This window comes from Ferroplasma acidarmanus Fer1, from assembly GCF_000152265.2.
Taxonomy (GTDB): domain Archaea; phylum Thermoplasmatota; class Thermoplasmata; order Thermoplasmatales; family Thermoplasmataceae; genus Ferroplasma; species Ferroplasma acidiphilum.
In genome coordinates this window covers 1,792,533-1,805,141 of the sequence record NC_021592.1, presented here as the reverse complement: position 1 = coordinate 1,805,141, position 12,609 = coordinate 1,792,533, and the positions used below count along the sequence as shown (strand labels likewise).

Annotated in this window: 8 protein-coding genes and 1 tRNA gene; 2 read left to right on the top strand and 7 right to left on the bottom strand. The window is 37.6% G+C overall.

Annotated elements, in window-relative coordinates:
- Positions 1-32 precede the first annotated feature (32 nt).
- The 5 genes from FACI_RS09100 to FACI_RS09080 all read right to left on the bottom strand — a co-directional run bounded on the left by FACI_RS09100 (position 33) and on the right by FACI_RS09080 (position 6,276).
- Complete coding sequence (locus FACI_RS09100; RefSeq protein WP_009887901.1) at positions 33-1,466, bottom strand: MFS transporter; 1,434 nt, start codon at positions 1,464-1,466, stop codon at positions 33-35.
- A 105-nt stretch (positions 1,467-1,571) separates the two neighbouring features.
- A complete protein-coding gene (locus tag FACI_RS09095; RefSeq protein WP_009887900.1) occupies positions 1,572-2,672 on the bottom strand; it encodes an alkaline phosphatase family protein in 1,101 nt (366 codons plus the stop codon).
- 24 nt (positions 2,673-2,696) lie between these two features.
- Positions 2,697-4,058, bottom strand: coding sequence for a cobyrinate a,c-diamide synthase (locus tag FACI_RS09090; RefSeq protein ID WP_009887899.1), 1,362 nt, complete (start codon positions 4,056-4,058; stop codon positions 2,697-2,699).
- A complete protein-coding gene (locus FACI_RS09085; RefSeq protein WP_009887898.1) occupies positions 4,048-5,037 on the bottom strand; it encodes a cobalt-precorrin 5A hydrolase in 990 nt (329 codons plus the stop codon). Before FACI_RS09085 ends, FACI_RS09090 begins: the two co-directional genes overlap by 11 nt.
- 345 nt (positions 5,038-5,382) lie before the next feature.
- Positions 5,383-6,276, bottom strand: a complete 894-nt coding sequence (locus FACI_RS09080) for an IS256 family transposase (RefSeq protein WP_423782681.1) — start codon at positions 6,274-6,276, stop codon at positions 5,383-5,385.
- Between the two features lie 435 nt (positions 6,277-6,711).
- Between FACI_RS09080 and FACI_RS09075 the strand changes: the two genes are divergently transcribed.
- Positions 6,712-7,914 carry an MFS transporter gene (locus tag FACI_RS09075; protein ID WP_009887896.1) on the top strand — a complete coding sequence of 401 codons (1,203 nt, stop codon included), beginning with the start codon at positions 6,712-6,714 and terminating at the stop codon, positions 7,912-7,914.
- Positions 7,915-8,226: 312 nt separating this feature from the next.
- Entirely contained in the window at positions 8,227-12,051 is a 3,825-nt protein-coding gene (locus tag FACI_RS10055; protein WP_009887895.1) for a DUF4011 domain-containing protein, read from the top strand.
- Here the strand turns inward: FACI_RS10055 and FACI_RS09050 are convergent.
- Together FACI_RS09050 and FACI_RS09045 are read right to left on the bottom strand one after the other, a co-directional pair.
- Positions 12,033-12,116: transfer RNA gene (locus tag FACI_RS09050), tRNA-Ser, on the bottom strand. The genes FACI_RS10055 and FACI_RS09050 overlap by 19 nt on opposite strands.
- 22 nt (positions 12,117-12,138) lie before the next feature.
- Positions 12,139-12,582, bottom strand: coding sequence for an Lrp/AsnC family transcriptional regulator (locus FACI_RS09045; protein WP_009887894.1), 444 nt, complete (start codon positions 12,580-12,582; stop codon positions 12,139-12,141).
- Positions 12,583-12,609 lie beyond the last annotated feature (27 nt).

Below are 12,609 nucleotides of genomic sequence, written 5' to 3'. Positions count from 1 at the left end.
TATATCTATATTTAAAACTTTATAGGCGAAAATTAACTTTCTATTTTAGTTTTCTTCATAAAAGCAGTAAATATAAATCCGAGGATAACGAATATTACACCGATTAGATATATATAATTATACGCCGTACTATCAGGGAAAGGTAGCTGGATTTTTGTCGGTATGCCATTTATTATCTGTACACCAACAGTTACCTTTAGTGTATACATTGTTTCAAGTGCTCCTCCCACAGCTGGAGCAATGGACATTCCAATATCCCTGAATACCGTATTCATTCCTGTAGCTTCTCCGGCATTTGCCCTTGGCGTGGATGTTAAAAGTACGTTTATAATTCCTACCAGCATTAAAGAAATCCCTGCGCCAACGAACATGGTGTCCAGCAGAATTTCCGGTATAGTTGCCCGGTATAAGTACAGCAACCAGAATCCTACAATGTCAACTGAAAGGCCTATAATGATGGATAGCCGGGGGCCCCTGTGCTTTATAATTCTGGCGGCAACGGGTGCAAAAACCATATTCATAACTGTAGCAGGAAACATTATCAAGCCGGAATAAAATACGGTCTTCCCGAATCCCACAGGAGACGGATCCTGCAGAAGCGTAGGAACGGTAAAGAAAAGGAAATACATGGCAGCCATTGCAAATAATCCTACTATATTGGAAAGGAATATGTTCCGTTTCTTCAATAGTTTCATGTTTATAAAAGCATATTTGTAATGGCTTTCAAAATATGTAAATGCCGCGAAGAGGATGAATGCCAGGATAAACATTCCAATTATAAGATGTGAGTACCATCCATAATGTTCACCTTCGGACAATCCGAATATAAGCAACACAAGCCCTGCACCCAGCATTGAAACACCGGCAAAGTCGATCTTCTGCTTGCCTGTTACAGTGTTTTCCCGTATGAATATGTACGTTAATATTAAGAGAATTATTGCTACAGGTATTGCTGTATGGAAATCCCACTGCCATCCAAGGGTTTCTGTTATGTATGACCCGAGAACCAGCCCTATGCCTGACCCTATTGCAAAAGTTGCACTCATTATTCCCTGTGCAAGTGCAAGTTTTTCCCTTGGAACAACGTCATTTATTATGGCAAAGGCTATTGGAATCATTCCAAAGCCGATCCCCTGAACAGCCCTTACAGCTATGAGCTCATCCAGCGTATGTGCAAACCCGCCGAATGATATGGCAATTGTATATATTATTCCTAGAAGCAGGAAAACTTTTTTCTTTCCCACTATATCAGCCACCTTCCCGAAAATAGCAGCGGATACGGTACCTGTAATAATATAAGCAGTAAGTATCCACGAAACGTTGCTGTAGGTAGAGTGGAAAAATGTTATAAATACAGGAATTGCAGGGACAATCATAGTCTCTACATAGATGATAAGCAGGCCGGAAAAAGCCATTAATGCAATGGTGATATTTATTGATCTCTTAGACATTTTAATTTCAGACATATGTTTGCATATATAAAATTTATAAATAAACATTTTTTAAAACGAAACAATACAAATCCGTATTCAATATTAAAAAATTTGATAAATAAATTCAATATTAAGACTTTATACGACGAGTACAGGAATCTCCATTTCTTCCCTTAAAAGGCCACTATGTGCACCCTTCATCGTATATTTTCTCTGATTGAGGGGAAAATGGTATATGTCATTGTTTTTAGCAATCCCAATTACCCCCGGAAGGTTGCTCAGTGTATTTGCATCCACTTTTCCAAGAAGCTGGTAGTAATTCTGGCTTCCCTTTTCCACTAATTCCAGGTTGGTATAATGCTCTTCCAGATAGTCTTTAATATCCTTCCTGTTTTCCAGGAATAATGCACGTGAATCTCCATATGGTGGGAGTATCGAGATGTCCCTGAGCCCGGAATCATTGCCGAGATTTATTGTATTTCCAACCTCAACATGGCCATGGTCAGCTGTTATAACATAATCATATTCAGGATATTTTTTCATGATCATAGAAAGCTGCTGAAGTATATACCTCGCGTTTTCAATGGTATATGGATTGTTCGGACCAAGTTTGTGTGCTATCTGGTCAACATCAGCTGCATAATAGGAAATGAAATCCCTTCCCTGCTTTAAATTTTCTTCAAGGACATAGAAGCTGTGCACCATATTTGCATATGTGTCGGTTGTATTGTCTCCATATAAAATATTTGAGAATGATGTTTTGTTAATAAACCCCGGAATAATATTAACGGTAGAATAGCCTGCACGATTTAATGATGTTACCTTAGACTCAAAATTAAATATGCTGCTCATTGGATATGCCTTTTCCATTGAATCCCGCATATATGCAGCGGATGAAGTATAGCCCAGTATATTCACTATAGAGCCCAGCTGTTTGATATACAGCTGATATCCTATAATCCCGTGTTGCCCTGGAAATTTATTCAGAAAAAATGATGACAATGCATTTGATGTGGTTGAAGGAAAAACTGATGTGCCTTTAATCTCATTTTTAAACTCAATGCCTGTTTGCCTGTATATATTCCACCCAAGGCCATCCAGCAATATGAAACAGAGTTTTTTATTTTTATAATTCAGGCCAATGCCCTCCGATTCTGTACGCAATCCAAAATGCCCGAATATATCGCTTGAAAGGTTTACCAGTGTCTTTTCTTCCGGCAAAATAAAATTTTTATCCATGCTTCCATATGTTTTTTTAATATATTATTCCACGGTTTTATTTTTATATTCCACGCACTGCTTTACAAATCTTTTCGGAACGTTCTGGTTGGAAGGGAAATATAAATGTGCATATCCTGAAAGTATGTTTTTAGAGGAGTAGCCCTCTGATTTCCCATTCTCAAATTTATATGCTTCACTATGGCTTTTATTGAAAACTATACGTGAATAATGAAATTCGTGCCCCATTGCTTTCTCACCTTCTTTCAGTATTTCTCCCGGTGCTGCAGGATATATTTTCCGGTATCCCAGTGATAATCCCTCCATATGTGTTCTTGCAGGTATTGCCCCGACCATTGGATATTCAGCATCGCCATAATTTATGGATTCAGATAGGTACATATAACCCCCGCATTCAGCAAATACAGGCATGCCATCATCAATTTTTTCTTTAATTTCGGCAAGCAATGCACTGTTGCCAGAGAGTTCACCTGCATATAATTCAGGATAGCCGCCACCGATGTAAATTCCATCCATATGTGGTAGTTTTCTGTCAATTACTGGATCAAAATATATGATTTTCGCACCAAATTTTTTCAACAGTTCAATATTTTCTGGATAGTAAAATGTGAATGCCTTATTGTATGCTATTCCTATTGTGCACTTTTCCTTCTCCCGGCGATTATAAATAACTGGCTTATATTTTGATGGTTTAGATGCCGTAGATGAAATTTTTACAATCTGTTCCAGGTCAATACTTTTTCTTATAAGGGATGATAAATTTTTTAAATATGCATCGTTTATTTGATTTTCAGCAGCGGTTACAAGCCCCAGATATCTGGAACCGAGTTTTAATTCATTATTTCTCTTTATGCACCCCAGAACTTTTATCCCGGTTGTTGTTTCAATTGCCTCCTTTACCATGCTACAGTGGTAATCCGAACCTGCCCTGTTGAGGATAACCCCTTTCAGGAGGGCTCTTTTATCAAAATCCCTGAACCCTTTTACCACTGCGGCTGCACTTCTTCCTGAAGCTGAAATATCTATTACCATTACAATGGGAATTCCCAGAATGCGTGATATCTCGAAGGAACTGCCTTTCAGTGAATTGCCTGCCTTTCCATCAAATAGGCCCATGACTCCTTCAATAATTGATATGTCCTTTCCTTCTGAATTATGATAGTATATTTCCTTCACGGTATTGTTGCTTCCCATGACACTGTCAAGGTTATGTGATTCATTTCCTGAAGCAAAGTAATGGAATCCTGTATCTATATAATCCGGGCCAACCTTGAATGGCTGTACTTTCAGCCCCATATCGGTTAATGCCTTCATGATTCCAATTGACACTGTAGTTTTGCCCGTACCACTGGAAGGTGCAGCTATCATCAATCCCTTAATGCCCATGCAAAAACACCGATATTGTTGTGTTATTAATAATTTCCTTTGATACAAGCTCTTTACCGCCTGATGAGGATATCCTTGCAGATGCGTTGCTAACAGAGTATGCGCCTGTTGCCCTGTAAACTGCCGCAGACCGGGTTACTGAATTTTCATTGAGTTTTTCCGGTGGATAATAATTGAGCATACAATTTAAATCTCCAGCAAGCACTTTAAGGTCTGTATTCCCTTCTTTAATTGTAATGGTTGAAATGGACCTTATTGCTTCAAGATAGAGACTGTACTTCCTGAAAACTGATTCTATAGCGTTTTTCATATCAGTATACGTGGCATCTGTGGAAAAGCCGATACCAACATCAAGCACTTTTGGAATCAATATTATTCCATATTTATTATCCTCTATTTCATAGGAAACTGTTATCCTTTTACCACTGCCTGAATTATTCAATTCAGGTATCACAATATTTGTATTATTTGTTACCTGTACTGGAAGGCCGTCTATCAGATCCATGGAAACCGCAGGGAGATTTTGAGTATTTTTTATAGACATTGAATATTTTTTCGCCAGCATTTCCAGTGATGGAACTCCATTTACATCGGAAGCAGTGGTTATCACCGCTGAAGCATTCAATATTCCTGCAATACCCTTTGAAAGTTCATTTGAACCATGATGCCCCCCGATAACCGGAATAACAAATTTACCCCCGTCATCTATGACAATTATACAGGGATCCTCAAATTTATTTTTGATATATGGGCTTATAAGGCGGACAACCGCGCCCAGTGCCATTATAAATATTATAGTTTCATAACCGGTGAATAACTCCTTTATTGTTTCTTTCAATGAAACAAATATCTTTACTTTATTTTCAGGCTGGAATCTCTGGCTTGCAAAAATATCTGCCGGAAAACTCTCTGAAATCTTCCTGCTAATTTCCAGGCCATTTTCAGTGATTGCCACAATTGCCAACCCGTATTTTTCCATTGGGGATTATTAAATATATTATAATATATTTATGCTGTATCCCATGGTAATTATAGCCCGATGTATAAATAAGGGTAATAATGGAATTTTCCTTAAAACGGAATTGCTTCATAATTTCATATATTTGTATATGATTACCTGAAATTGAGAATTGTTTGATTGTGTCCAGAATTCTGTGTATTTATAAAGGTGATCTGCACCACTTAATTTAGGACAGTTATCATTGAGAATATATAAAGATATGACAATATCCTAAGAGTCTGCTATATTAATGATTATTGCCATATATAGAATATGCAGGTTAACCATTCTAGGAACTTAAAATATCTGGCAACCCAGTAAAAATCACAAGGATATACTGCAAAAATATGATGATAGTGTTTGCCTATGTAGATATAGTAAAATAAAGGATTTCATTAATCTAACTATATCATTCAAAGTGTCCAAATGTAAGTGGGGCGCACTATACTTATTCTCCCATTTGTATTTAAAATCATTGAATCTTATTATAGCTTCTTCCTTATTATCACATTTAAACATCTTATTTGCGTCTATAGTTATTTCCTCAATATCTTTCTCCCTTACATTGGATTTTAATCCTCTTGCATAGTGTATTGTACATAGCTGGAACTCTGATCCGGGATATATTTCCATTACTTCTTCATCTAAATTCTTTATTCCATCTGCTACAATTAACAATGGCTCCTTTAATCCTCTATTATAGAGGTCTTCCAGTACATCCTTATATGCATTATGTGATTCTTTAACTGTTAAATAGAATCCTAATAACTCATACTCTCCTGTTTCTTTAATTCCTAATGCAAATATTACGGGTTCTTTATCTACATTCCCCCTTCTTAAATAGAAGAATAAACCATCTAAAAATACTGCTATATACCTTTTATCCAGTGGCCTGTTAATAAACTTATAAACCTCTTCCATGGTTAAATCTGTTATTCTTGATACTGTGGATTTAGAATATTTATTTCCTAAAATATCTTCAAGTATACCTGCTATTCTCCTTGTAGATATGCCATTGGAATACATTGATACTATAAGATCTTCCATTCCTATAGACCTGTTATATGGTTCTATTACCTGTGTATGGAAATTGCTATCCCTGTCCCTTGGGATATTTAATTGTTTTATTTCACCATACTTTGTTTTTAGGTCTCTCTTATATTTTCCATTCTTTACTCCTGGATTCTCCTCTAAATATGCATTTAACTCTATTTCCATTAATTTCTCTATTTTCTCTTTTATTGTTTGCTTCAGTATTTTATCTATATCTACATTATCAAGAGCCGATATGTTTATATGTGTATTTTCCATATTTTATTACCTCCCTGATCAAAAGAGGTATCCTTCCCTGTTATTTAATGATTAAATTCATTGATAACAGGGGGTTTATATTTACACAAAATTACATACACAACCTATATACTATAAAATGGTATAAAAAATAATTAGTTAATGGAATATAATTACCCTAGTATCAATGGATAAATATTTATATTTTCTAAAAATAGAGTTATACCGGGGAGCTAAAATGCTGAGAGGATAAGGATCGACCCGTGCAACCTGATCCGGACAATACCGGCGGAGGGAGATGGATACGAATAAACAGTTTATAAATGAAAGGTGTATAATACGCTAAGTTCGAAGCAGCGCTTCATGTTAATGTCAAGCGCATCCGGACTTACTTTCTGGGGCATAGTCGCTACATTGGGGCCACTGGCTGCGGCTGGTTCCATCATAGGTGTTCTTCCACATAGTTATAAGGTTCTTGTTCTTCTCATAGGCCCATTGTTTGTGCCCTTCGGAAACTTTACAATGGGGATACTCACAGATCGTATTGGAAGAAAGAAGATTTTTTTAATCACCATGATTATGTATGGCATCGGCATTGTAATAATATCTTTAAGCTATACATTTATCCCTCTTATTATAGGGCTTATGCTTGCTGAATTCGGGGTTGGTGGAGAAGAAATTCCTTCCCTTTCCCTCGTTTCTGAGGATTCCCCAATATCCCAGAGAGCAAAATGGCTAACAATAATATCTGATTTTGACAATATTGGAAGTGCCATAATTGCAGGGCTTTTCCTGGTTCTGGTAACTTCCTTTGCAGATAGGGTTGTACTGCTTTTAGCGGCATCTTTTCTGATTATTGTAATGATATTTTCCCGGCTATCCTTGCCGGAATCGTTCAAATGGGAAAATATCCATGGAAAAGTCGAAAATTCAATAAAAACCAGATCCAGCCTTTATATAGATTCTGCCGGGGAAACTGTTAAAAAACCATCCTACACATTGACCCTTTCCGTGCTTATGGCTATGGCAATCTCACAGTATACAACGTTCGGGCTTATGGCATATATAATAGGGCCGTATGAATTTCCCGGAGTTTTTACGGACGACATGATTATATTCGTTGCACTTCTAGGTGCCTCTGTTGCAGGATTTATTGCTGCACCGCTTATTACAAGGGGAAGGAAAAAATATACATTATATTCATACGGGCTTGGGTTTATATCAACTGTTGCTATTTTCCTCGTTATTCCACTTCTCAATAACGTTTTGATATTCTACCCGCTTCTGTTTTTTAATATGATGATGAGTGAATTTGCCTGGGCTTCAAGAACTACCCTGGAGCCGGAACTCTCGCCAACACGGATACGTGGAATTTTTATGGGTACCGTAAGGCTTGCACCTATGATTGTATATCCCTTGCTTGTGTATCTTACAAGCAATGTCTCAATTAGAGTGTTTATAATCATAAATGTAGGCCTGTGGCTACTTGGATTCATAGCAGCTATAGTATGGCACCACTATGGAATTGAGACGGCTAAGGTCAATATAGATTATCCGGAAGCCTGAATCGGGATTATAGTTTCTCAGATAAGTTAAAGCCACCTTTAAAAACAATAGTCCCATAGATACATAAACTCCGCATATGAATATGAATCATTTATACAGATAACAAAGGCCTGAGGAATGTTCAATTTAATAATATCTATTAGAAACTGAAATCTGAACAGATAAGCTGACATATTTTGATTTTGTGAGTCTTTTTTTATAAAAATCCCCGTGATATTCTGGGAAAAATATTCTATTTTTTAAGTAAAAACTGATTTGACAATAGCACACGAAAATTAATATATACTTTTCTTTATTAAGATAAGACCTTTAATGGATATAGATATAGACGAGAGTATTAAAAAATGGGAAAAAGATGTTATAGACACATCAAAAAACAACAGGCTGCTTTATTTTAATCCAGAATCATTTCTTAAAATAACTACGCCATCAATGTTATTCCTCTTTGATGACCTTGTTAACAAGGACAAAAAAATGAAAATACACCTCTCAGGCGCAGAGGAAAACAGGAAGAAAGACGAGCTCATATTTTCGAAGAATGAAGATATATCGAAATCTTTAGGTAATTTGTTTTACCAGGCTAATGCGTCATTAAAGGAACACGGTTCAAATGTACTGTATATATCATTCGGTGTCCTCAAATGGAGCGATGAAAATGGTAAAGAGGTGGAAACACAGCTTTTCTTTGTCCCTGTCACGCTTAACAGGAAAATGTATAATAACTATTCAATAGAATCCATGGAAGGCGATATATTTTTTAATCCGGTTCTCAGGGAAAAACTGGAACAGTTCGGTATAAAGTTTGATTTCAACTTTGATGATAACCTTAACCTGTCTGAAGCAATCAAAACTTTCAGGCTCACGGTAAAGGATTCTAAATGGACAGTTGGGAGGAATTCCTATCTTGGCATAGTCTCATTCACAAATAACACCATTTATAATGATATTAAAGGAAACCACGACGCAATAAAAAAGAACGACCTGACAAGAGCACTCGCCGGGGACTTTGAGGTAATTAAGAAACTTAACGATAAAATGCCGGCTGAAATAGATTATAATATCAATACAGTTATGGATGCCGATTCAAGCCAGCTTATGGCTATATATGCAGCCAGAAGCGGCTCGAGTTTTATTCTTAACGGCCCTCCTGGAACAGGCAAGAGCCAGACCATTGCGAATATCATAGCGGATTCAATGAAAAATAATAAAAGCGTATTATTTGTTAGTGAGAAAAATGCAGCTATTGAAGTGGTAAAAAGGAGGCTGGAAGAGGTTGGCCTGGGGGATTTCATTTTAAATTTTCATGGAAATACCCCTAAATCCGAAATAATTAAATCACTTCACCGTTCGGTGGAAAATGACACACATGCCCAGAGAACCCTTGTGCCAACAGACAGGTATTCAGGAACACTGAATTCCTATGTACGTGCAATACATGAAAAAAGAGGAAAGCTCGGGCGGTCCATCTATGACGCATGCCAGATAGAGCTCAAAAATAAGGGAAATCTGGATATAAAAATAGACAGGCGCCTTCTTGACCTTACAGGTGAAGAACTTGATTCCCTCGAGTTCCAAATTTCCGAATTCAACGATTACCTTGACATCATAGAAAATTATGGCAAGATACCTGAGAATTTCAGGCTTGACAGATACCGTGAAGACCCCGAGCATTACTACAGAGGATTGGAGTTAATTCAGAACGCGCTGGATCGAATTGAAGAAATAGCTCCAGCTATACTCACCACAACTGGGGTAGATATACAGTCAATGGAAGATATCAATATGCTATACAGATTCGTAAATGTCCTTAACGCTGGAATAACCCTGGATGAAGCATATACGAACCCGGATTTCATTAAAGAAACTGCTGCCTTGCTGGATTCCGGGGATAAAATCAGGTCTGAACTGGATTACATGATGGGGATATTCCTGAAAAAAAGGAAAAAGCAATTTCTGGACATGAACCTGAATTCCATCAGGAAGGACATGGAGGAAACCTATTCATCAAGATGGAAAAGACATTCAGGAGAATACAAAAAACTCCTGAATGAAATCATGGAAAATACAGAGGACAAGTCCAGGAAACAATACGAAGAGATATTGGAAGACATTACATTTGCATTAAAAATAAAGGCAAAACAGGATGAACTCTCCGTTGTAGAAAAAGAAATTTCGTCCAGAGATATTGGCGCTTCCAATGTATCAGAAAAAATAAGGTATGCCAGAAAATTAATTTCAATATTTCCGGAAAATGCATTGAAGGATGGCCTGAGAGAGCTTATATCCCATCCTGTTGACCCAGAATATATTGAGGACATAAAATCAATTCACAGCTCACTCATAGATGGAATAAATTACCTCTCGGATATATTCCCGTCCTACAGTGGATTAAACACAGCCACCATGGAACAGATGCGGCAGGCAATTGATGCGGCTTCCTCCTTTGATATTGACAGGTATGTTAAATTCAGGGAACTATACGAGGGGGTAAAAACTTCCGGAATTGATATTGCCCCACTTTTAAATACAAGGGTGCACATGAATTCTATTCTCCATTCCTTCAGGTACATTTTTAACCATGAATTCGCCACCTATTATGTAAGAAATGATCCCGAATTAAAGAATTTCAGAGCATCTTCACACGAAAGGCTCATAGGCATGTTTATAGATTTTGATCGGAAGAGAATAGAAATAAACAGTGCAAACCTTGTTGTTGAGTTATCAGCCCGGAGGAAAGAAGCACTTTCCAGATATCCGGGGTCAGCCATGGTGATCAAAACTGAAAATGCCAAAAAAAGGCTTCAAAAACCGTTAAAAGTTTTATTTTCGGAATTAAAAGATATACTGCCCGGATTGAAGCCATGCATTATGATGAGCCCGGATAATGTTGCTGCTTATCTGGAAAATGATGCGAGCTTTGATTTGCTTATATTTGACGAAGCATCCCAGCTCACCCCGCCGGATGCTGTTGGTTCCCTCATAAGGGCAAAACAGGCAATAATATCCGGGGATACGCAGCAGTTGCCACCCACCACATTTTTTGAGTATGTTAATCCATCAAAGTATGAAGATGACTATGTGGTTCTTGATAATATACTTGACCAGTTCGATGCCATAGGGCTCTCCAAAATATGGCTCAAATGGCATTACAGAAGCGTCGATGACCGTTTGATAGCTTTCTCCAACAGGTATTTCTATGATAATTTGCTTGAGACATTTCCTTCTTCCTATAGAAAGTCAAAGGAGTCTGGAATACAGTTTGTCCGGGTTGAGGGAGTGTATACCAGAGGCAAAAGCAAGACAAACAAAGCCGAGGCGAATGAGGTTGTAAGGGTAATAAAAGAGGAACTTTCAAATACAGATTCCATCGGCGTCGTTACACTCAGCGAATCACAGAGAGTTGCCGTGGAGGATACATTAAATTCCTATTCGCGCCACGACCCGGTTCTGGCTGAACTTCTTAATAATGATACAATTTTCATAAAAAATCTGGAAAATGTGCAGGGAGATGAAAAGGATGTCATTATACTCAGTACCGGCTATGGAAGGGATGAAAATGGAAAAATAACAATGAATTTTGGCCCCATCAATACGACTGGGGGTGAAAAACGGCTGAACGTGGCCATAACAAGGGCACGGAAAAAATTCATAGTTGTGTCGTCCATGGATCCTGAAGATATAAGGGTTCCGGCAAATTCTGGCAAAGGCCCTGACCTTTTGAAGCAGTACATGATTTATGCAAAAAATGAGGGAAACAATGAGCATCTTGAAGAATTCAAGAATAATGATGCAATTATAAACGATATTGCATTGAAATTGGAGCAGGAAGGATTCAAAGTAGCTAAAAATGTAGGTTATTCAAGGAACAATATACCACTGGCCATTATAGACCCGGATGATCAGGACCATTACATACTTGGCATAGAGACGGATGGAAAAATATACAATAGTATGAAAACCGCATCGGAGCGTGAGCGCATAAGGAAGAAAATCCTTACAGACAGGGGATGGAACCTGTACCGTATATGGTCTATTGACTATATGAAAAACCCTGAAAAAGTATTGCATGATTTAATTAACTCGGTTGGTAGGCTTGGAAATGGCGAAAATGCAAAAAGCGCTGGGAGGGAGATTTGAACTCCCGGGCACTTACGTGCACAGGTTTTCCAGACCTGCGTCTTACCAGGCTAGGCTATCCCAGCTTTAACCCTTAATAGATTTTTCTTATAATACCCTTTCGAATAATGGAATGGTTACACTTTTCTCTATCCCATCCATTGTCCTTAGCTGTTCAAGCACAAATTTTGATAGATCCCTCATTGATTTCTGTGCGGTAAGCAGCACTATATCCCAGTCACCGGTTACAATTGAGGCCGATATGACATTGTCCATTTTTGATAAATTTAAACACAGTGTCCTCTGGTCTATGGATGCTTTGGGGTTATACTGTATCATAATATATGACATAACAGAATACCCGAGTTTGTCATAATTAAGGTCAACTGTATACTTTTTAATAAAGCCGTCCTTCCTCAGGCGTTCCATCCTCTCGAAAATAGTAGCACGGGGAATTTGAAGTGCGTTGGAAATATCAGAAATTTTATCCCTGCCGTGTTCCTTCAAATATTCAATTATTTTCATGTCCTTTTTATCGATATTCTCTAACATTAAGGCAAAATGATATAGCAGTATATA

What these genes read in the sequence shown, in the direction of transcription:
- FACI_RS09100 (WP_009887901.1), bottom strand. Translation starts at nt 1,466, where the DNA reads ATGTCTGAAATTAAAATGTCTAAGAGATCAATAAATATCACCATTGCA.
- FACI_RS09095 (WP_009887900.1), bottom strand. Translation starts at nt 2,672, where the DNA reads ATGGATAAAAATTTTATTTTGCCGGAAGAAAAGACACTGGTAAACCTT.
- FACI_RS09090 (WP_009887899.1), bottom strand. Translation starts at nt 4,058, where the DNA reads ATGGGCATTAAGGGATTGATGATAGCTGCACCTTCCAGTGGTACGGGC.
- FACI_RS09085 (WP_009887898.1), bottom strand. Translation starts at nt 5,037, where the DNA reads ATGGAAAAATACGGGTTGGCAATTGTGGCAATCACTGAAAATGGCCTG.
- FACI_RS09080 (WP_423782681.1), bottom strand. Translation starts at nt 6,276, where the DNA reads ATGGAAATAGAGTTAAATGCATATTTAGAGGAGAATCCAGGAGTAAAG.
- FACI_RS09075 (WP_009887896.1), top strand. Translation starts at nt 6,712, where the DNA reads ATGTTAATGTCAAGCGCATCCGGACTTACTTTCTGGGGCATAGTCGCT.
- FACI_RS10055 (WP_009887895.1), top strand. Translation starts at nt 8,227, where the DNA reads ATGGATATAGATATAGACGAGAGTATTAAAAAATGGGAAAAAGATGTT.
- FACI_RS09045 (WP_009887894.1), bottom strand. Translation starts at nt 12,582, where the DNA reads ATGTTAGAGAATATCGATAAAAAGGACATGAAAATAATTGAATATTTG.